Origin of the sequence: Allostella sp. (assembly GCF_041913585.1) — a bacterium.
Taxonomy (GTDB): Bacteria; Pseudomonadota; Alphaproteobacteria; order ATCC43930; family Allostellaceae; genus Allostella.
Genome location: NZ_JAYSFE010000087.1, coordinates 1 through 20,438 on the forward strand (window position 1 = coordinate 1; position 20,438 = coordinate 20,438).

General features: G+C 71.0%; 14 protein-coding genes. 8 read left to right on the top strand and 6 right to left on the bottom strand.

Going from position 1 to position 20,438, the window contains the following annotated elements:
- From ACE3Q3_RS16170 to ACE3Q3_RS16200, 7 genes are all read left to right on the top strand, one after another.
- Nucleotides 1-2,709, top strand: a 2,709-nt coding sequence (locus ACE3Q3_RS16170) for a nitrate/nitrite transporter (RefSeq protein ID WP_374447818.1), incomplete at its 5' end; no start/stop codon positions are given.
- 14 nt (nucleotides 2,710-2,723) lie between these two features.
- Nucleotides 2,724-6,461 carry a nitrate reductase subunit alpha gene (locus tag ACE3Q3_RS16175; RefSeq protein WP_374447820.1) on the top strand — a complete coding sequence of 1,246 codons (3,738 nt, stop codon included), beginning with the start codon at nucleotides 2,724-2,726 and terminating at the stop codon, nucleotides 6,459-6,461.
- Nucleotides 6,458-7,987: a nitrate reductase subunit beta gene (gene narH, locus ACE3Q3_RS16180; protein ID WP_374447822.1), complete on the top strand. Its 1,530-nt coding sequence runs from the start codon at nucleotides 6,458-6,460 to the stop codon at nucleotides 7,985-7,987. Before ACE3Q3_RS16175 ends, narH begins: the two co-directional genes overlap by 4 nt.
- The gene (narJ, locus tag ACE3Q3_RS16185) at nucleotides 7,984-8,685 is read left to right on the top strand and encodes a nitrate reductase molybdenum cofactor assembly chaperone (protein WP_374447824.1); all 702 of its coding nucleotides are present in this window, start codon (nucleotides 7,984-7,986) and stop codon (nucleotides 8,683-8,685) included. The genes narH and narJ overlap by 4 nt, the downstream gene beginning before the upstream one ends.
- A 13-nt stretch (nucleotides 8,686-8,698) precedes the next feature.
- Entirely contained in the window at nucleotides 8,699-9,406 is a 708-nt protein-coding gene (gene narI / locus ACE3Q3_RS16190; protein WP_374447825.1) for a respiratory nitrate reductase subunit gamma, read from the top strand.
- Nucleotides 9,407-9,413: 7 nt separating this feature from the next.
- Entirely contained in the window at nucleotides 9,414-10,208 is a 795-nt protein-coding gene (locus tag ACE3Q3_RS16195) for a peptidylprolyl isomerase (RefSeq protein WP_374447827.1), read from the top strand.
- A 28-nt stretch (nucleotides 10,209-10,236) separates the two neighbouring features.
- Complete coding sequence (locus ACE3Q3_RS16200) at nucleotides 10,237-11,445, top strand: NnrS family protein (protein WP_374447828.1); 1,209 nt, start codon at nucleotides 10,237-10,239, stop codon at nucleotides 11,443-11,445.
- Between the two features lie 43 nt (nucleotides 11,446-11,488).
- Here ACE3Q3_RS16200 and ACE3Q3_RS16205 read toward each other — a convergent pair whose 3' ends face one another.
- The 5 genes from ACE3Q3_RS16205 to ACE3Q3_RS16225 form a co-directional block, all read right to left on the bottom strand.
- Nucleotides 11,489-13,075: a DUF3369 domain-containing protein gene (locus ACE3Q3_RS16205; RefSeq protein ID WP_374447829.1), complete on the bottom strand. Its 1,587-nt coding sequence runs from the start codon at nucleotides 13,073-13,075 to the stop codon at nucleotides 11,489-11,491.
- 31 nt (nucleotides 13,076-13,106) lie between these two features.
- The gene (locus ACE3Q3_RS16210) at nucleotides 13,107-16,001 is read right to left on the bottom strand and encodes an ATP-binding protein (RefSeq protein ID WP_374447830.1); all 2,895 of its coding nucleotides are present in this window, start codon (nucleotides 15,999-16,001) and stop codon (nucleotides 13,107-13,109) included.
- A gap of 110 nt (nucleotides 16,002-16,111) precedes the next feature.
- Nucleotides 16,112-17,149, bottom strand: coding sequence for a hypothetical protein (locus tag ACE3Q3_RS16215; RefSeq protein ID WP_374447833.1), 1,038 nt, complete (start codon nucleotides 17,147-17,149; stop codon nucleotides 16,112-16,114).
- Between the two features lie 10 nt (nucleotides 17,150-17,159).
- A complete protein-coding gene (locus tag ACE3Q3_RS16220; protein ID WP_374447840.1) occupies nucleotides 17,160-18,125 on the bottom strand; it encodes a 2Fe-2S iron-sulfur cluster-binding protein in 966 nt (321 codons plus the stop codon).
- A gap of 1 nt (nucleotide 18,126) precedes the next feature.
- Nucleotides 18,127-19,263, bottom strand: coding sequence for an SRPBCC family protein (locus ACE3Q3_RS16225; RefSeq protein WP_374447835.1), 1,137 nt, complete (start codon nucleotides 19,261-19,263; stop codon nucleotides 18,127-18,129).
- A gap of 106 nt (nucleotides 19,264-19,369) precedes the next feature.
- Here ACE3Q3_RS16225 and ACE3Q3_RS16230 point away from each other — a divergent pair, with 106 nt between their 5' ends.
- Nucleotides 19,370-20,047 (top strand): TetR/AcrR family transcriptional regulator, encoded by a 678-nt coding sequence (locus tag ACE3Q3_RS16230; protein WP_374447837.1) that lies wholly within the window; start codon nucleotides 19,370-19,372, stop codon nucleotides 20,045-20,047.
- On the opposite strand, the gene ACE3Q3_RS16235 is transcribed toward ACE3Q3_RS16230, so the two are convergent.
- Nucleotides 20,016-20,438 (bottom strand): hypothetical protein (locus ACE3Q3_RS16235; RefSeq protein ID WP_374447838.1); only part of this gene is annotated, 423 nt, incomplete at its 5' end. The two genes, ACE3Q3_RS16230 and ACE3Q3_RS16235, sit on opposite strands and share 32 nt — an antisense overlap.

Sequence of the window (20,438 nt, forward strand, 5' to 3'; positions counted from 1 at the left end):
CAGAACCGCATTCTCGGCATGAGCACGGTGGCGTTCACCGCGTGCTTCGCCGTGTGGACGATCTTCTCCATCATCGGCGTCCAGATAAAGGCCGACCTCGGCCTCTCGGACACCCAGTTCGGCCTGCTCGTCGGCACGCCGATCCTGACCGGCTCGCTCAGCCGCATCTTCCTCGGCATCTGGACCGACCAGTACGGCGGCCGGGTCGTCTACCTCGTCACCATGGTCCTGGCGGCGATCGCGACCTTCCTGCTGTCCTACGCCCACACCTACGAGATGCTGCTGCTGGCCGCGCTCGGCGTCGGCCTCTCGGGGGGCTCCTTCGCGGTCGGCATCGCCTATGTGTCGAAATGGTACCCGAAGGAGAAGCAGGGCACCGCCCTCGGGATCTTCGGCGCCGGCAACGTCGGCGCCGCGGTCACCAAGTTCCTCGCGCCCTTCGTGCTCATCGCCTATGGCTGGGAGATGGTGGCCCAGGTGTGGGCAGTCGGCCTCGTCGTCGTCGCCGTCATCTTCTGGTTCACCACCGAGGACGACCCCGAACTCGTCCGCCGCCGCGCCGCCGGCCAGCGGGCGCCGGGCTCGCTGCTCCAGCTCGAGCCGCTGCGCAACCAGCAGGTCTGGCGCTTCGCGCTCTACTACTTCTTCGTCTTCGGCGCCTTCGTGGCCCTCGCCCTGTGGCTGCCGCGCTACCTCATCGGCGTCTACGGGATGGACCTGAAGACGGCCGGCATGCTGGCCGCCGCCTACTCGATCCCGGCCAGCCTGTTCCGCGCCTATGGCGGCTACCTCTCCGACCGCTACGGCGCGCGCACGGTGATGTACTGGACGCTCGGCGTCTCCCTGGTCGCCCTCTTCATGCTGTCCTACCCGGCGACCGACTACGTCATCCACGGCATCAAGGGCCCGATCGCCTTCTCGACCCAGATGGGCCTGGTGCCGTTCGTCATCACGATCTTCGTGCTGGGCTTCTTCATGTCGCTCGGCAAGGCGGCCGTCTACAAGCACATCCCCGTCTACTACCCCAACCATGTCGGTTCGGTCGGCGGGCTCGTCGGCCTGATCGGCGGGCTCGGCGGCTTCGTCCTGCCGATCGCCTTCGGCGTCATGAACGACCTCGTCGGCGTGTGGACCAGCTGCTTCATGCTGCTCTTCGCCATCGTCGTCGTGTCGCTGACCTGGATGCACGTCTCGATCCGGCAGATGGAGCGCGCGGCAGCCGGCGAAAAGCTGGCCGACCTGCCGGCCTTCGCCGAACTCGAGGGCATCCACGACAGCCGCGCCCACGGCCGCGAGGGCGGTGCCCTGGTCACCGACTGGCGGCCCGAGGATCCGGCCTTCTGGGAGAGCAAGGGACGCCGCATCGCCCAGCGCAACCTCTGGATCTCGATCCCCTGCCTGCTGCTCGCCTTCTCGGTCTGGATGGTGTGGAGCGTCGTCGTCGCCAAGCTGCCGGCGATCGGCTTCGCCTACACGACCGACCAGCTCTTCTGGCTGGCGGCCCTGCCCGGCCTGTCGGGGGCGACGCTCCGGATCTTCTACTCCTTCATGGTGCCGATCTTCGGCGGCCGGCTGTGGACGACCCTGTCGACGGCGTCCCTCCTCATCCCGGCCTTCGGCATCGGCTACGCCGTGCAGGACCCGTCGACGCCCTACCTCATCTTCCTGGTGCTGGCGCTGCTCTGCGGCCTCGGCGGCGGCAACTTCGCCTCCTCGATGGCCAACATCAGCTTCTTCTTCCCCAAGGCGCAGAAGGGCAACGCGCTCGCCCTCAATGCCGGGCTCGGCAATGCCGGGGTCAGCGTGATGCAGTTCGCCATTCCGATCGTCATCACCGCCGGCGTCTTCGGCACGATCGGCGGCGAGCCGCGGGCGGCGGCGGACGGGACGCGGCTGTGGCTGCAGAACGCCGGCTTCATCTGGGTGCCGTTCCTCATCGTCGCCACCGTGCTGGCCTGGGTCGGAATGAACGACCTGGCGTCGGCCAAGGCGTCCTTCCGCGAGCAGGCGGTGATCTTCCAGCGCCGGCACAACTGGATCATGTGCTGGCTCTACACCGGCACCTTCGGCTCCTTCATCGGCTACTCGGCGGGCTTCCCCCTGCTCGCCAAGACGCAGTTCCCGGCGATCGACTCGCTCCAGTACGTCTTCCTCGGCCCGCTGATCGGGGCCCTGAGCCGCGCCGCCACCGGCTGGGTCTCCGACCGCTTCGGCGGCGGCCGCGTCACCTTGTGGACCTTCGTGCTGATGATCGCGGCGGTCGGCGGCGTCCTCTACTTCCTCGGCATCAAGGACCAGCCCGGCGCCTTCTGGGGCTTCTTCGCGATGTTCATGGTGCTGTTCTTCGCGACCGGCATCGGCAACGCCTCCACCTTCCAGATGATCCCGGTCATCATGCGCCAGGAGATGGGCCGCCTGATGCCGGGGGCGTCCGCGGCCGAGCGCCTGCGCAGCGCCGACAAGGAATCGGCCGCCATCATCGGCTTCACCTCGGCGGTCGCCGCCTACGGCGCCTTCTTCGTGCCCAAGGCCTACGGTTCCTCGATCGCGCTGACCGGGACCCCGGTCGCCGCGCTCTGGGGCTTCCTCGCCTTCTACGTCACCTGCGCCGCCCTGACCTGGGTCGTCTACACGCGGCCGGGCGGCCTGCTCCACGACATCGAGCGCGGTTCGGCGAAGACGCCGGCCGCCTCTGCCCCTGCCGAATGAGGAGGACGATTCCCGTGAGCCATCTCCTGGATCGCCTGAACTTCCTGTCCCCCCGGTCGACCTTCGCCGGCGGCCACGGGATCACCACCGCCGAGGACCGGCGGTGGGAGGAGGGCTACCGCAAGCGCTGGCAGCACGACAAGATCGTGCGCTCGACCCACGGTGCCAACTGCACCGGCTCCTGCTCCTGGAAGATCTACGTCAAGGGCGGGATCGTCACCTGGGAGACGCAGCAGACCGACTATCCGCGCACCCGGCCCGACCTGCCCAACCACGAGCCGCGCGGCTGTTCGCGCGGGGCCAGCTACAGCTGGTACATGTATTCCGGCAACCGGGTGAAATACCCGCTGGTCCGTTCCGCCCTGCTGAAGCTGTGGCGGGAGGCGCGGCGCCTGCGCCAGCCGGTCGCCGCCTGGGCCTCGATCGTCGAGGACCCGGCCAAGCGCCGCTCCTACACCGCGCGGCGCGGCCTCGGCGGCTTCGTCCGGGCGACCTGGGACGAGGTCAACGACATCATCGCCGCGGCCAACGCCTACACGGCGAAGACCTACGGCCCCGACCGGGTGATCGGCTTCTCGCCGATCCCGGCCATGTCGATGGTCTCCTACGCCGCCGGCTCCCGCTACCTGTCGCTGCTGGGCGGCGTCTGCATGTCGTTCTACGACTGGTACTGCGACCTGCCGCCGGCGAGCCCGCAGACCTGGGGCGAGCAGACCGACGTGCCGGAAAGCGCCGACTGGTACAATTCGGGCTTCCTCATCCTGTGGGGCTCCAACGTCCCGCAGACGCGCACGCCCGACGCCCATTTCTACACCGAGGCCCGCTACAAGGGCGCCAAGAGCGTGGTGGTCAGCCCGGACTATTCCGAGGCCGCCAAGTTCGCCGACCTCTGGCTCAACCCCAAGCAGGGCACCGACGCGGCGCTGGCGATGGCGATGGGCCACGTCATCCTGCGCGAGTTCCACCTCGACCGGCAGGCGGCCTATTTCGAGGACTATTGCCGCCGCTACACCGACATGCCGATGCTGGTGCGGCTGGTCCGCAAGGACGGCCATTTCGTGCCGGAGCGGCTCCTGCGGGCGTCCGAGTTCCCGGGCGCGCTCGGCCAGGAGAAGAACCCGGACTGGAAGACGGTGGCGATCGACCGCACGAGCGGCCGGGTCGTCGTGCCGACCGGCTCCGTCGGCTTCCGCTGGGGCGACCCCGGCAAGTGGAACCTCGAGTCCAAGGACGCCGAGGGCCACAACGTCGAGCTCGAACTGACGCTGATCGAGGACGGCCGCCACGACGAGGCGGTCGAGGTCGCCTTCCCCTATTTCGGCAACCTGCCGCACGAGCATTTCGCCTCGACCGACCATGCCTCGGTGCTGCGGCGCCGGGTCCCCGCCAAGGCCGTCACGCTCGCCGAGGGCGAGGTGATGGTGGCGACGGTGTTCGATCTCCTCTGCGCCAACTACGGCCTCGACCGCGGCCTCGGCGGCAACGACGTCGCCCGCAGCTACGAGGACCAGGTCCCCTACACCCCGGCCTGGGCCGAGGCGATCACCGGCGTCCCGGCCGACCGCATCGTCACCGTGGCGCGCGAGTTCGCCCGCAACGCCGAGAAGACCCGCGGCAAGTCGATGGTGATCCTGGGGGCCGGCCTCAACCACTGGTACCACATGGACATGAACTACCGGGGGATCATCAATCTCCTGGTGATGTGCGGCTGCGTCGGCCAGTCGGGCGGCGGCTGGTCGCACTATGTCGGGCAGGAGAAGCTGCGGCCGCAGACCGGCTGGCAGCCGCTCGCCTTCGCCCTCGACTGGGGCCGGCCGCCGCGTCACATGAACTCGACCTCGTTCTGGTACGCGCACACCGACCAGTGGCGCTACGAGACCCTGCAGGTGCCGGAGATCCTGTCGCCGACGGCGCCCGAGGGGCCGTGGGACGGCACCCTCATCGACTACAACATCCGCGCCGAACGCATGGGCTGGCTGCCGTCGGCGCCGCAGCTCGAGACCAACCCGCTGACCATCGCCGGCGCCGCCGCGGCCGCCGGCCAGGAGGTCAAGGACTTCGTCGCCGCCGGCCTCAAGGACGGCCGCCTGCGCATGTCCTGCGAGAACCCGGACGGCGAGCGCAACTGGCCGCGCAACCTCTTCGTCTGGCGCTCGAACCTGCTCGGCTCGTCGGGCAAGGGCCACGAGTATTTCCTGAAGCACCTGCTCGGCACCAGCCACGGCGTGCTCGGCAGGGATCTCGGCGCGGAGGGCGCCCAGCGCTCCCAGGAGGTCGAGTGGCACGAGCATGCGCCGGAAGGGAAGCTCGACCTCCTGGTCACGCTCGACTTCCGCATGTCGACGACCTGCGTCTATTCCGACATCGTCCTGCCGACGGCGACCTGGTACGAGAAGAACGACCTCAACACCTCGGACATGCACCCGTTCATCCACCCGCTGTCGGCGGCGGTGGACCCGGTCTGGGAATCGCGGACCGACTGGGACATCTACAAGGGCATCGCCAAGCGCTTCTCCGAGGTCGCGCCCGAGGTGCTGGGCGTCGAGAAGGACGTGGTCCTGACCCCGATCCTGCACGACACCCCGGCCGAGATCGCCCAGGCGATGGACGTCCGCGACTGGCGGCGGGGCGAGGTCGAGGCGATCCCCGGCCGCACCATGCCCCAGGTCACCGTCGTCGAGCGCGACTACCCCAACCTCTACCGCCGCTTCACCGCGCTCGGGCCGCTGATGTCGACGATCGGCAACGGCGGCAAGGGCATCTCCTGGAACACCCAGCATGAGGTCGAGCTGCTCGGCCGGCTCAACGGAACCGTCCAGGAGGACGGCCCGACCAAGGGCCTGCCGCGGATCGAGACCGACATCGACGCCACCGAGGTGATCCTGTCGCTGGCGCCGGAGACCAACGGCGAGGTCGCCGTCAAGGCGTGGGCCGCCCTCGGCAAGGCGACCGGCCGCGACCACACCCATCTCGCGATCCCCAAGGAGGACGAGAAGATCCGCTTCCGCGACGTCGTCGCGCAGCCGCGCAAGATCATCAGCTCGCCGACCTGGTCGGGCCTGGAGTCCGAGAAGGTCTGCTACAACGCCGGCTACACCAACGTCCACGAGCTGATCCCGTGGCGCACCTTGACCGGGCGCCAGCAGCTCTACCAGGACCACCTGTGGATGCGGGCCTTCGGCGAAGGCTTCTGCGTCTACCGGCCGCCGATCGACACCAAGACGGTCACGCCCTTGCTGAAGGACGGGGCCGGACGGCCGTTCGTCGTCCTCAACTTCATCACCCCCCACCAGAAGTGGGGCATCCACTCCACCTACACCGACAACCTCTTGATGCTGACGCTGAACCGCGGCGGCCCGGTGGTGTGGATGAGCGAGGTCGACGCCGCCCGGGCGGGGATCCGCGACAACGACTGGGTCGAGGCCTACAACGCCAACGGGGCGCTCGTCGCCCGCGCCGTCGTCTCCCAGCGCATGAAGGAGGGAACCCTCTTCATGTACCACGCCCAGGAGAAGATCGTGAACGTGCCCGGGTCGGAGATGACCGGGCAACGCGGCGGCATCCACAATTCGGTGACCCGGGCGGTGCTGAAGCCGACGCACATGATCGGCGGCTACGCCCAGCAATCCTACGGTTTCAACTATTACGGCACCGTCGGTTCCAACCGCGACGAGTTCGTCATCGTCCGCCGGATGGACAAGGTCGACTGGCTCGAAGGGCCGGCCGGTGCCGCCATGGAGGCTGCGGAATGAAGATCCGGGCTCAGATCGGCATGGTGCTGAACCTCGACAAGTGCATCGGGTGTCACACCTGCTCCGTCACCTGCAAGAACGTCTGGACCAATCGCGAAGGCATGGAATACGCGTGGTTCAACAACGTCGAAACCAAGCCCGGCATCGGCTATCCCAAGGAGTGGGAGAACCAGCGCAAGTGGAACGGCGGCTGGGTGCGGACGCGCGGCGGCAAGCTCCAGCCCAGGATGGGCGCCAAGTGGCGCATCCTGGCCAAGATCTTCGCCAACCCTGACCTGCCGGAGATCGACGACTACTACGAGCCGTTCACCTTCGACTACGAGCACCTGCAGACCGCGCCCGATCTGCGCGCCTCGCCGACGGCGCGGCCGCGTTCGCTCGTCACCGGCGAGCGCATGGAGAAGATCGAGTGGGGCCCGAACTGGGAGGAGATCCTCGGCGGCGAGTTCGCCAAGCGCTCGAAGGACGTCAATTTCGAGGGCGTCGAGAAGGAGATCTACGGGCAGTTCGAGAACACCTTCATGATGTACCTGCCGAGGCTGTGCGAGCACTGCCTCAACCCGACCTGCGTCGCCGCCTGCCCGTCCGGCGCGATCTACAAGCGGGAGGACGACGGCATCGTCCTGATCGACCAGGAGAAGTGCCGCGGCTGGCGGATGTGCATCTCCGGCTGCCCCTACAAGAAGATCTACTACAACTGGTCGAGCGGGAAGTCGGAGAAGTGCATCTTCTGCTACCCGCGCATCGAGGCCGGGCAGCCGACCGTGTGCTCGGAGACCTGCGTCGGCCGCATCCGCTATCTCGGCGTCCTCCTCTATGACGCCGACCGCATCGCCGAGGCGGCGTCGGCGCCCGACGAGAAGGACCTCTACGAGGCCCAGCTCTCGATCTTCCTCGACCCCGAAGATCCCGAGGTGATCGCCCAGGCGCGCCGCGACGGCGTGCCGGAGGCGTGGCTGGAGGCCGCCCGGCGCTCGCCGGTCTACCGCATGGCGATGGACTGGAAGGTCGCCTTCCCGCTCCATCCCGAGTACCGGACGCTGCCGATGGTCTGGTACGTGCCGCCCTTGTCGCCGATCCAGTCGGCGGCCGAGGCGGGCCGCATCGGGCTCGACGGCGACATGCCGGACGTCCGGTCCCTGCGCATCCCGCTGCGCTACCTCGCGAACCTGCTGACGGCCGGCAAGGAGGAGCCGGTGGCGCTGGCGCTCGAACGGATGCTGGCGATGCGGGCCTACATGCGGGCCAAGACCATCGACGGCGTCATCGACGACGCCGTCGCCGCCCGCGTCGGGCTGTCGCCGGCCCAGATCGAGGCGATGTACCACGTCATGGCGATCGCCAACTACGAGGACCGCTTCGTCATCCCGACCGCCCACCGCGAGATCGGCGAGGACGCCTACGACGTCCGCGGCTCCTGCGGCTTCAGCTTCGGCAACGGCTGCTCCGGCGGGTCGTCCGCCGGCAACCTCTTCGCCCAGCCCCGGCGCAAGACCGTCTCGACCCCGACGGAGCTGATGCGATGATCCGGACCTTCAAGGTGCTGTCGCTGCTGCTGTCCTACCCGACGGACGAGCTGCAGCGGGCGGCCCCGGACCTGCGCGCGGCGCTCGTCGCCGAGGGTCTGCTGTCGGAGCGCCGGCATCCGGGCCTCTACCGCCTCGTCGACCGCCTCGGCGCCGACGATCTCTACGAGTTGCAGGAACGCTACGTCCTGCTCTTCGACCGCACCCGGTCGCTGTCGCTGCATCTCTTCGAGCATGTCCACGGCGAGAGCCGCGACCGCGGCCAGGCGATGGTCGACCTGCAGACCATGTATGCTGAAGCCGGCCTGTTCGTCGCGGCCCGCGAGCTGCCGGACTACCTGCCGCTCTTTCTCGAGTTCCTCGCCACCCGGCCGATGGAGGGCGCGCGGGAGCTGCTGGGCCAGCCGCTGCACGTCCTGACCGCGCTGCGCGAGCGGCTGGAGCGGCGGCAGAGCGACTATGCCCCGGTCTTCGCCGCGCTCGAGGCGCTGGCCGAGACGACCGCCTCGCCGGAGCACCTCGCGGCGGCGCGCGCCGAGCCCGACGACGATCCCTCGGACCTGGCGGCGCTGGACCGCGCCTGGGCCGAGACCGCCGTCACCTTCGGGCCCGATTCGGACCCGTCCGGCGCCTGCCCCAAGGCCGAGTGGATGCTGCAACAGATGACCGCGCCGCCGGCCCCGCCGGCGGGGCGCTGAGGAGGGCCCCGTCATGGCCGACTATCTCAATACCGCGATCTTCGGCATCTATCCCTACATCGCACTGGCGGTGCTCGCCGTCGGCAGCGTCATCCGCTACGACCGCGAGCCCTACACCTGGCGCTCCGGCTCCAGCCAGCTCCTGCGCCGGCGCCAGCTCGTGGTCGGCTCGGTGCTGTTCCATGTCGGCATCCTGATCGTCTTCTTCGGCCACCTCGTCGGGCTGCTGACGCCGATCGCCGTCTTCGACTGGATGGGCATCGGCCACGGCTTCAAGCAGGGGCTGGCGATCGCCGTCGGCGGCGTCGCCGGCATCGTCTGCCTCGTCGGCGCGACCATGCTGCTGCACCGGCGCCTCTCCGACCCGCGCATCCGCTCGACCTCGTCCTTCAGCGACATCGCGATCCTGGTCCTGCTCTATGTCCAGCTGCTGCTCGGCCTCGCCACCATCCCGATCTCGCTCGGCCACATGGACGGCCACGAGATGGTCAAGTTCATGTCCTGGGCGCAGGGCATCTTCACCCTCGACCTCCAGGCCTCGTCCTTCGTCCGCGACACCCACCCGATCTTCAAGGCGCACCTCTTCCTCGGCCTGACGATCCTGCTGGTGTTCCCGTTCACCCGCCTCGTCCACATGCTGAGCGCGCCCGTGCGCTACCTGTGGCGGCCCGGCTACCAGGTGGTGCGCAGCCGGCGGGCGCCGCTCGCCCCGGCGAAGTGAGGCGGCGATGAACCCCGAACCCAGCGTCAACGGCGTCGTCATCCCGGAGGCGGCGATCGCCGCCGAGATGCAGAACCATCCGGCCGCCTCCGCCGAGGCGGCCTGGACCGAGGCGGCGCGCGCGCTCGCGGTGCGCGAACTCCTGCTGCAGGAAGCCCGCCGGCAGGGCCTCGCGGCGGAGCCGTCCGAGGACGGCGCCAGCCGCCGGACGGACGAGGACGCGCTCATCGACCGCCTGCTCGAGGCGGCGGTCCAGGTGCCGGAGGCCGACGAGGAGACCTGCCGCCGCTACTACGATCGCAACCAGGCGCGGTTCCGCTCGCCGGACCTGTTCGAGCCCTCCCACATCCTGCTGTCGGCCGCGCCGGACGACCATCCGGCCTATCAGGCGGCCGTCCAGGCGGCCGAGGCGCTGATCGGCCAGCTGCAGCAGGACCCCGCGCGCTTCGCCGAGCTCGCCCGGGCCCACTCCGCCTGCCCGTCCGCCGCCGTCGGCGGCAGCCTGGGGCAGGTCGGCCGCGGCCAGACGGTGGCGGAGTTCGAGACGTTCCTCTTCGCGCTCGAGCCGGGCCAGCTCTGCCCGGTGCCGGTGAAAAGCCGCTACGGGGTCCATGTGCTGCGCCTCGACCGGCGGATCGAGGGCCGCCAGCTGCCCTTCGAGGCGGTCCGCGAGCGGATCGCCGAGTACCTCCAGGAGGCGGTATGGCGACGGGCGAGCGCGCAGTACCTGCAACTCCTCGCCGGCCGGAGCGAGCTTCGCGGCGTCGACCTCACGGGCAGCGAGACGCCGCTGGTGCAGTAGCCGGCGGCGATCGCAACGGAGTCTCGTCATGACGGTTCGTCCGATCAGCATCGGCGGCGCCGAGGCGGCGCTGCCGCCCCCGATCCTGCGGGACGGGTTCCGCCCCCTCTTCCTCGGCGCCGCCGTCTGGGCGGCGGTCGCCCTCGGCCTGTGGCTGGCCGCGCTCTCCGGCGGTCCGTCGCCGGGCGGCAGCTACGGGGCGCTCGCGTGGCACACCCACGAGATGGTCTTCGGGGTCGGCGCCGGCGTCGTCGGCGGCTTCCTGCTGACGGCCGTCCCGAGCTGGACCGGCCGGCCGAAGGCGACCGGGCCGCTCCTGGCCGCGATCGCCGCGGCTTGGCTCCTGGGCCGGGTCGCCATGCTGGCACCGGACACGCTCGGAACCGGGCTCACCGCCGTGCTCGACCTGGCGTTCCTGCTGATCCTGACGGTCCGCACCGCCGCCCAGGTCGCCGCCGGCCGAAACTGGCGGAACCTGCCGATGGTGGCCGGCGCGCTGGTCCTGCTCGCCGGCAACGGCCTGGTCCACGCCGACATGGCCGGCCTGCTGCCGGGCGGCGCCACCGCCGGACCCGAGATCGGCCTGCTCACGATCGTGCTGCTGATCGCCGTCATCGGCGGCCGCATCGTCCCGGCCTTCACCCGCAACTGGCTCGTCATGACCGGGCGCGGCGAACCGCTGCCGGTGGCGGGACCGCGGCTCGACGCCCTCGTCCTCGCCCTGACGGTTGCCGCCGCGGCGCTGTGGGTCGCCGGCCCGGAGGGTCCCGCCGCAGCGGCGGTCGCCGGCCTCTGCGCCGCCGCCCACGCCCTCCGGCTGGCGCGCTGGCAGGGATGGCGGACGACGGCCGAGCCGCTCGTGCTGGTGCTGCATCTCGGCTATCTCTGGGTTGCGATCGGCTTCGCCCTGATGACCGCCAGCCTGCTCGCGCCCGGGATCGTGCCGCGGGCGGCGACCCTCCACGCCTTCGGCGCCGGCGCCATGGCGACGATGATGCTGGCGATGATGACCCGCGCCACCCTCGGCCATACCGGCCGGGCGCTCGCCGCCGACCGCGCCACCTCCGCCATCTACGTCCTGGTCACGGTCGCGGCCGTGACGCGGGTCGGCGCGACGCTCCTGCCCGACCTCCACCAGGGCGGACTGGTGCTCTCCGGCCTCGCCTGGATCCTGGCCTTCGCCCTCTATGCCGGCGCCTACGGGCCGAAGCTGTGGGGACCGCGGGTCGACGCCTGATCGCCGCTCGCCGCGGCGACCCTGGAGCAGCCGGCGGGCGCCTTCAGGCGGCGGCGTCGACGGTGTCGGAGTAGCGCCCGCGGATCGCCTCGATCTCGTCGAGTGCGCCGAAGAAGGCGTCGACGACGGCCGGATCGAAGTGCCGTCCGCGCTCGCTCCGGATCAGTTCCAGGACGCGCGGCATCTCCCACGCCTTCTTGTAGACCCGGGCGCTGGCGAGCGCGTCGAACACGTCGGCCAGCGCCGTGATCCGCCCATAGAGGTGGATCTCCTCGCCGGCGAGGCCGCGCGGGTAGCCGGTGCCGTCCCACTTCTCGTGGTGCTCGTGGGCGATGACGGCGCCCGCCTGGAGGATGCGCGGGCGCGCGTCCCGCAGCATCTGCCAGCCGATCGCGGCGTGGGTCTTCATGACCGCGCGCTCCGCGTCGGTGAGCGGGCCCGGCTTGTTCAGGATGCTGTCCGGGATTCCGACCTTGCCGATGTCGTGCATCGGCGAGGCGGTGCGCAGGATCTCGGCCTCGACCTCGTCCAGTCCCAGGGCCCGCCCCAGGATGTGCGAATACTCGGCGAGGCGCCGGACATGGTTGCCGGTCTCCTTGGAGCGGGTCTCCACCACCTCGCCCAGCCGGTAGATGATGTCGCGCTGGGTCTGCTCGACCTCGCCGCGCAGCAGCAGGTTCTCGTAGCCGATCCCGACATTGCGGCAGAAGAGTTCGAGGAGATCGGCGTCCGCCTTCGAGAGCGCCACGGGCCCGTCGATCACCAGCAGGTTCGCCTCGCCCCGCGGCCCGCCGACATAGCCGACGAAATGGTCGGTGGCGCGGATGCTGCGGCGCTCGGCGACCGCGCGGTCGATGGTGGCGGCGACCGGCGGGTCGACGAGGTCGCGGAGGTCGCGATCGGTGCGGCCGGCATAGCGGCCGGTCGCCGCCACGACGGTGAGCGGCGCCGCGTCGGACAGGGCGGCGAGCCCGCCCGAGCGGGCGAACACGGCCTCGTCGTCGGGGAACAGCAGGGCATTGAGCTGCACGAGCACGCCTTCGGCGAAGCGCGGCACCGACTGCTGCCGGAAGACGGTCGAGGCGGCGTCGATGATCTTCAGCAGTCCCTGGCGGTTCGCCTCGATCACCCGCCGGCTCTGCTCGATGGTCAGGATGTCGGCGTAGGACCGGAGCGTGCCGATCAGGGCGGTGTAGAGCTTGTCGCGCGTCAGCTCGGTCTTCGCCTTGTAGTCGTTGATGTCGTAGTTCTCGATCACCTGACGTTCCGGGGCGATCCCGGGCTGGCCGGTGCGCAGGATGATGCGGACCCGGTGATTGCCGAGGTCCTGGCGGATCCGCCGCACCAGTTCGAGGCCGGCATGGTCCGATTCCATGACGACGTCGAGCAGGATCAGCGCAATGTCCTCCCGCGTGCGCAGCACGGCCAGCGCCTCGCTCGCGGAATAGGCCGAGATCAGTGCGATCGGCCGGTCCTTGAAGGTGACGCCGTCCAGCGCCAGCCGGGTCACCTGATGAATTCCGGGCTCGTCGTCGACGACGAGGACGGGCCATGGCTCCGCGGCGACGCCGGCGCCCGGGGCGTCGGCCGGCGCCCCGTCGTCGGGAAAGAAGTCGTCGTCGTCCGCCATCCGGGACCCCGCGGGTTGCAGGCAGCCGGAACTACGCCCTGGCCACCGTCGGCAATTGCATCACGAACGTGGCTCCACCACCAGGGGTGTCTTCGTAGCGGACCTGCCCACCCAATTTGACGACGACGAGGTTGTGCAGGATGTGGAGGCCGAGGCCGCTGCCGCCCTGCCCGCGGCGCGTCGTGAAGAACGGCTCGAAGATGCGCGCCCGGTTCTCCGGCGGGATGCCGCGGCCGTCGTCCTGGTAGCGCAACTCGATCCAGCCCTCGCCGATGGCGCGTGCGGTCAGCCGCATGGTGCCGGCCACGCCCTCGGCAAAGGCGTGGATGGTCGAGTTGACGATCAGGTTGGTGACGATCTGGCTGACCGCCCCCGGATAGCTGTCGAGCGTGACGTCGGCCGGGCAGTCGACTACCACTTGGTGTCCGGCCTTGCGGTACTGCGGCCGCAGGCTGAGGACGATCTCCTCGAGATAGGGTTCCAGGCGAAAGGTTCGCCGGTCGTCGCTCGACTGGTCGACGGCGACCTTCTTGAAACTCTGGATGAGGTCGGCGGCGTTGCGGCAGTGGGTCTCCATCAGCGCCGTCGTCTCCTGGGCGAGGGCCAGGAACCGCATCACGTCGGAACGCTTGGCGGTGCCGGCGTCGGCCATGTCCTTGAGCCGCCGGGTCTCGTCGGCCAGGGTCGAGGCGGCGGTATAGGTGATTCCGACGGGCGTGTTGATCTCGTGCGCCACCCCGGCGACGAGGCCGGCGAGCGCGCTCAACTTCTCCGCCTGGACGAGCTGCGCCTGGGTCTCGCGCAGCTTGCGCAGCGCCTCCTCGGTGCGCAGCTTCTCGACCCGCAGCGTCTCCTCCGAACGCCGGCGTTCGGTGATGTCGATGTAGAAGCCGACGATGGTGCCGCCCCCGTCGGGATCGCGGCGCGGCGCCTCGCATCGCCGGAGCACCCAGCGCTCCTCGCCGCCGACGACGACCCGGAATTCGTCCTGCGACGCCTCCCGCATGTCGGCGAAACGGTCGGCCGACGCGAGCATCCTCCGGCGATCGTCCGGGTCGGCGTTGCGCAGGCGCTCGGCCGGGTCCCGCAGGATGTCCTCGGCCGGCACCCCGAGGATCGGCTCGATCGAACGGCTGAGGAAGGTGAAGCGCAGCGCCGGCACGGTCCTCCCGTCGGCGCCGGGGGGCGCCACCCGCGCCTCGAACAGCGCCGCCGGTGCGGTGTCGGCAATGCGCTGGATGAGGTCGGCATAGCGGCGGATCTGCGCCTCGGCCTCCTTGCGGGCAGAGACGTCCTGGAAGGCGGCGAGGACGACCGCCTCGCCGAGATAGCTGGTCACGACGGCGGTCAGCGAGACCCAGAGTTCACCGCCGTCGCGCCGGCGCATCCTCGCCTCGAAGCCGTCGACGCCCGACTGCTCGCGGAACAGGGCGACGTAGCGGGCGCGGTCCTCGGCCCGCACCCAGAAGTCCGAGATCGGGCGGCCGACCAGATCTTCCGGCCGATGGCCGAACATCGCCGCCCCGGCGGCATTGGTCATGACCACCGTCGGCTCGACGCCGTTGCCGTGGCGGACCATGCTGAGGCCGATCGGCACGGTGTCGAGGATCTGGCGCAGCAGCGCCTCGCGGTCGGCCAGTTCGCGCGTCCGTGCCGCGACCGTCGCCTCCAGTTCGCTGGTCGCGGCCCGCAGCATGAGCCGCATGCGCTCCTGGGCGTCGACCAGGCTGGCGATCTCGTCGAGGCGGCTCCGCACCCGCACCGGCCGGTCGAGCTCCATGGCGCCGATGCGGGCACTTTCCGCACCGAGTTCCTGGACGATCCGCTGGAACCGGCGCGACATCTGCCGGGAGAGGACGTAGGCCAGCACCAGCACGCCGAGCGCGAGCGCGAGGATCACCGCCGCGTCCCGGCCGCTGCCGATGGCGAAGTCCGCGCGCGGCACGGTGGCGGCGACGACCAAGCCGAGATTGTCGAGCTGCAGCCGCCGGAAGCGGCCGATCCACGGCTCCCCCCCGACCTCGAAGGCGACCGGCTCGGGTGCCTCTCCGGACTGCTGCCACAGGGCGAGGCCGCGCTCGACCGCCGCGAGCCCCATCTCGCCGGGCCGGCCCAGCAGCCCGCCGCGGTCGCCGGGCGCCGCCGACGGCGCCGCGCCGAAGGGCAGGCCGAGCACCCGCCCGTCCTCGGTCAGCAGCGTGATGCCCCCGCTGCGGCCGAGCCGGAAGCGCCGCGTCAGGTGGGAGATGTCGCGGACCGTGAAGTCGAGCCCGATCACCAGCGGCTCGGCATCGGGCGCAAGCATCACTTCGGAGGCGACGGTGAGGCCGAGGTCGCGCGTCTCGAAGAAGATGTAGGGGTCGGTCCAGTGGGCGTGGTCGCGGCCGGCGCGGGCCGTCCCGGTGAACCAGGGCCGCAGGCGCGGGTCGTAGTCGCGCGCCATCGTCTCCTCGCCGGTCGGTCGCCCGTCGGCATCGTAGAGCAGCCAGCGCTGGCGGCCGCTGGCGCCGCGTTCGTCGATCAGCCGGGCGAGGAACCCGTCGCCATGCTTGCCGACGATGAGCCCGATGCCGTCGCGCCGGGCGAACAGCACGTTGAGCAGGAACGGCCGGTTGCGAAGCTGCGAGATCGAGACCCGGACGAGATCGGACGGATCCTGGAGATCGGTGTCGCCGAGGCGCACCCAGTCGCGCAGGACCGCCAGGAACTGCCGGGCCCCCGCCGCCGTCGAGCGGAATTCCGCCTCCAGACGGTCGGCGGAGAGTTCCATCGCGACCTGGGCCAGCTCGTCTTGGGCCGGCCGGACGATCAGGAGGTACGCCGCGCCACCAAAGAGAGTGAACGATATCAGGCAGATGCCGACGATCCGCACCAGCAGGAAGCGGCGAATGGTCGGGCGGCGCCCGCCCTCGGGCCTGTCGCTCACTCGATGCCTCCCCGCGGGTGCGGCCCCCGGTTCGATGCCCGGTCCCTGCCAACCCTATAGGAGATTCTCGCGAGGGCAATTCTCCAGTTGCGGCATCCCGGCCGCCCGCCTCAGTCGAGGCGCCGCACCATCGCGTCGTAGGGCGCCTTCAGTTCGGGCGGGCCGACGAGCAGGCCATCCCTAGCGATCATGCGGTCGCCGACCCACACCGACTGGTCGAGCGCGATCCCGTCCGGGTGGTTCTCCCCGCCGCCCGGCTCCCACCAGGGCAGGCCCATGCCGATCGCGTTCGACCCCGGGACGCGGATGTCCTCGATGAAATGGCGACCGGTCAGCCGGGCCGCCGGATGGAAGCCGAAGGTGAAGTGGATGCAGCGGCCGAAATCGTGGCCGCCACCGTTGGCGCGGCGCAGTGCCCGCTCCAGTCGCGGCCGGTCCTCGGCCGCCCCGCCCTCGATGGCGCGGATGCGGTCCTCGACCAGGATGGTGATCGGGCGGCGCAGGATGCGGTGGTCCTCGTCGAAGAGCGCCTGGAGCACGACGCGGCCGCGGACGCTGTCCGCGACCGGGTAGAAGCTCTGGGTGCCCGGCACCGTATGGAGGCCCGGCGTCCGCGCCACCCGTTCGCGGACCAGCTTCGGCCGGTCGATCGTCCAGGCGAGGTCGGTGCCGAGCGGGCAGGCGACGCGCATGGTCTCGCCCGCCGCCTCGGCGACGAACGCGGCGAAGGCGAGGTTGAAGTCCATCAGCGCCGCGAAGTCGACCTGGCCGTAGAGCCGCTCGAAGCTGTCCGCTCCCGCCGTCGCCAGCAGGAGGTAGCGGCAGCGCCGGCCGGCGATCGCCTCGGAGGTCGCCGTCGAGCCGGCGTGATAGGGGAAGCAGAGGTCGAACCAGACGTCCGAGGCGACGGCGGCGGCCCGCAGGCTGTCGGAGACATAGGGATCGGAGAGCCCGCCCTGGAACGGAAGCTGCGGCGCCAGCGCCACCAGCGGGCGGGCCCCGGCGCGCAGCACGGCGGCGGCGATGGCGTCGACGAGGACACGCTCGGTGGCGTCGTCGGCGGTGACGAGCACGCTCTCGCCGGGAGCGACCGCGAACTGCGCCCGGACCAGCGTGTCGGCGGCGCGTTGCAGGCGGGGCGAGATCACCGGCCGGCCTTCAGAGGGCAAGCGTCAGCGCGGCGCCGCGGGCGCGCGACACGCAGATGGTCATGACGTCGCCCGCCGCCCGGGCCGGCTGGCTGAGGAAATGGTCGCGATGGTCGGGCTCGCCCGCCAGCACCTCGGTCACGCACATGCCGCACACGCCTTCCAGGCAGGAACAGTCGACCGCGATCCCGTGCTCCTGGAGCACCGAGAGGATGCTGCGCCCGGCCGGCACCCGCAGGTCGCGGCCGCTGTGGGCGAGATGCACGGCGATCTCGCGATCGGCGCCGCCGCCGCCGCCGTCGCCGGGCGCCGCCGTAAAATACTCGAAATGCAGCGCCTCGGCGCCGAGCGCCGGCCCGCCTACGGCCCGCGCCGCCGCCATGAACGCGGCCGGGCCGCAGACATAGGCGTGGACGCCGGGTGCCGCGGCCCCGGCCAGGATCTCGGCGAGGCGGACCGGCACCGCCGCGGGATCGAGGCCGAAATGGGCGCGCGCCCGGCCCGCGAACTCCGGGCCGTCGAGGATGCCGGCGAAGGCCGCGGCTTCGGCCGAGCGCGCGAAATGGTGCAGCTGGAACGGATGGCCGCGCGCGACCGCGTGCCGCGCCATCCCGAGGAGCGGCGTCACGCCGATGCCGCCCGCGAGCAGCAGGAGCGGCCCCTGCGACCAGTCGACCGGGAAGCCGTCGACCGGCAGCGAGGCCAGCACCGTGTCACCGGGAACGAGCCGGTGCATCGCCGCCGACCCGCCGCGCGAGGCGGGCTCCAGCTTGACCGCGATCCGGTAGGCCCAGCGGTCGTCCGGCCCGTTCACCAGCGAATACTGGCGCACCGGCCCCTCGCCCGCCCGCACCCGGACATGGGCGCCCGCCGCGAAGGGCGGCAGCGGCCGACCCGCCGGGTGGGCGAGGTCGATCGCCACCACGTCGGCGGCCTCCCGCCGGACCGCGGCGACGACGAGCGGCAGGTGCGGCATCTCAGGCACCGGGGCCGAACATGCGGTCGAGATAGGCGTTGAGGAAATGGTGGATCGGCTTCTCCATGATCGACATGCGGCCGGGCGCATAGACCGGCGAGGCCATCGCGAGCTGCATCGATTCGATCATGCTGCGATCCTCCTCGTAGATCACCTTCTGGTAGGCCCGGTAGACCTCGACTTTGGCCTCGAACTCCGGGTCGGCGAAGAACTCCTCGGGAAAGAGCAGGTAGATCAGGACCTCGCAGGCGTCGGGGCCGAGCGGCCAGGCGGTCATCAGCTTGACGCAGTCGACGCGGCCGAAGAGCGTCAGGTTGGGCGGCAGGAACCCGGTGCAGGCGAAGCTGTTGGGCCGGTCCTCCAGCCAGGGGGCCTTGGCGAAGCGCGTCTGGCCGTCCGGGGTCGAGGGCGCGGCGTCGTAGCGGATGGTGATGCCCCCGCCCGGCTTCAGCGCGACGTTCTCCGGCGTCCAGCCGAAGCGCGCGCCGAACGATTTCGCGTGCAGGACCCCCACATGGTAGAAGTCCATCAGATTCTCGTGGAAGAATTTCCAGTTGCAGGCGAGCCGGATGCGGGTGAGGTCGGCGACGCGGCAGCGCTCGGTGTGGAGGATGGCGAAGTCGGCCTCGAACTCGGCCATCGCCGCCGCGAAGTCCCGGGGCTCGGGATGGAACGAGACGAACACGTTCCCGCGCCAGGTCCGGAGCGCGATCGGCGGCAGGCGGCACCCGGCCGGGTCGAACCCCTCCGACTCGCGCATGTAGGCGGCGCCGGTGAGCTGGCCGGTCAGGTCGTAGGTCCAGCCGTGATAGGGGCACTTGAACATGCGGGCGTTGCCCCGCCCCTCGGCCACCTCGACGCCGCGATGGGCGCACATGTTGTAGAAGGCGTTGAGCTCGCCGCGCTTGTCGCGGGCGATGACGATCGGCCGTTCGGCGATGCGCCGCGCCTCGTAGTCGCCGGGGGCGGCGAACTGCTCCTCGCGGCCGACGAAGAGCCATTCGCGGCCGAAATACTCGACCATCTCGCGGCGGTAGATCTCGGGCGAGGCGTAGATGGCGCCCGGGACGTGCCGCGCGCGCAGCAGTTCCGAGCGGGTGGCCGCCAGTTGCGGCTGGATGCTGCGGTCCCCGTCCATGACGATCTCCCCTCGCCACTCTATACGATCGTATGAAGTTACGGCGACCGCGGCGACGGCGCAATGGCCGCGCGCGCCGGCCGGCGCTATCAAGCGAGGCGACGAGATGGATCAGGACCGTCCCAGCGCCCCGCCCGGCGGCAGCCCCGCCGCCGCCCGCCGCAGCTTCAGCAAGCTGGCGCCCGAGGTGCGCCGCCGGCAGCTGATCGACGCCACCTTCCGCTCGCTCTGCCTGCACGGCGATGCCGGCACCAGCGTCCGCGCGATCGCGGCCATCGCCGGCCTGTCGCTCGGCATGGTGCGCCACCATTTCCAGACCAAGGGCGAGCTCCTGGCGGCGACGACCCGGCACCTCTCCGACCGCTTCTACGCCGCCGCCGAGGCGGCGATTGCCGCGGCCGGGCCCGACCCGATGGCGCAGCTCCGCGCGATCCTCCTGGTCGGCCTGCGGCCGCCGATCCTCGACCGCGACTATGTCCGCGCCCGCTACATCCTGTGGAGCCTGAGCCAGTCGGACGCCGCGATGCGGGCCGCCCACGAGGAGACCTACGGGCGCCTGCGCCGCCGGCTGGAGGGGCTGGTCGGCGACATCGCGCGCACCCGCGGCAGCGCCGTCGACCCGGTCGAGACGGCGCGCCTGCTCATGGCGCTGCTCAAGGGCGCCTGGGTCGAGTGGCTGGTCTCGCCCGAAGGCTGCGATCCCGAGCGCATCGTCGCCGGGTTCCTGGCGATGCTGGAAGAGCGGATGGCCGCTACCGTGCCAGGCGCCCCAACCACCGCGTGACGGTGGCCACGACCTCGCCGTCGATGCCGGCGAAGCCGTGGGCCGAGCGCGCCTCGCACGGATCGCCCTCCCCCGCCGGCCCGTCGAGCAGCACGACGTCGACCGCACCGCCGTGCCAGTCGCGGAAGGCCAGGATCGAGGCGGGCAGCGTCACCCGGCAGGTGTCGCGGACATGGCCGACGACGAGCAGCGGCAGGCGGGCGCGACGCGGCGCGTTGCCGATCGCGCTGAGGAAGCTCGGCTGCCGGTCGGCGGTCGGCATCAGCATCGGCGCGGTCAAGACGAGCCCGTCCGGGCGGCCTGCGCCCGTCGCCTCGCGCAGCAGGGTGCCGGCGGAGACGGCGCCGCGGCTGGTGCCGACGACGACGACCGGCGGCCGGATGGTCCGCAT

Bases quoted from the DNA above. Each gene is read 5' to 3' on its own strand.
- ACE3Q3_RS16230 (WP_374447837.1), top strand. From the start codon at position 19,370: ATGGATCAGGACCGTCCCAGCGCCCCGCCCGGCGGCAGCCCCGCCGCC.
- ACE3Q3_RS16205 (WP_374447829.1), bottom strand. From the start codon at position 13,075: ATGGCGGACGACGACGACTTCTTTCCCGACGACGGGGCGCCGGCCGAC.
- narJ (WP_374447824.1), top strand. From the start codon at position 7,984: ATGATCCGGACCTTCAAGGTGCTGTCGCTGCTGCTGTCCTACCCGACG.
- ACE3Q3_RS16220 (WP_374447840.1), bottom strand. From the start codon at position 18,125: ATGCCGCACCTGCCGCTCGTCGTCGCCGCGGTCCGGCGGGAGGCCGCC.
- narI (WP_374447825.1), top strand. From the start codon at position 8,699: ATGGCCGACTATCTCAATACCGCGATCTTCGGCATCTATCCCTACATC.
- ACE3Q3_RS16195 (WP_374447827.1), top strand. From the start codon at position 9,414: ATGAACCCCGAACCCAGCGTCAACGGCGTCGTCATCCCGGAGGCGGCG.
- ACE3Q3_RS16225 (WP_374447835.1), bottom strand. From the start codon at position 19,263: ATGGACGGGGACCGCAGCATCCAGCCGCAACTGGCGGCCACCCGCTCG.
- ACE3Q3_RS16200 (WP_374447828.1), top strand. From the start codon at position 10,237: ATGACGGTTCGTCCGATCAGCATCGGCGGCGCCGAGGCGGCGCTGCCG.
- narH (WP_374447822.1), top strand. From the start codon at position 6,458: ATGAAGATCCGGGCTCAGATCGGCATGGTGCTGAACCTCGACAAGTGC.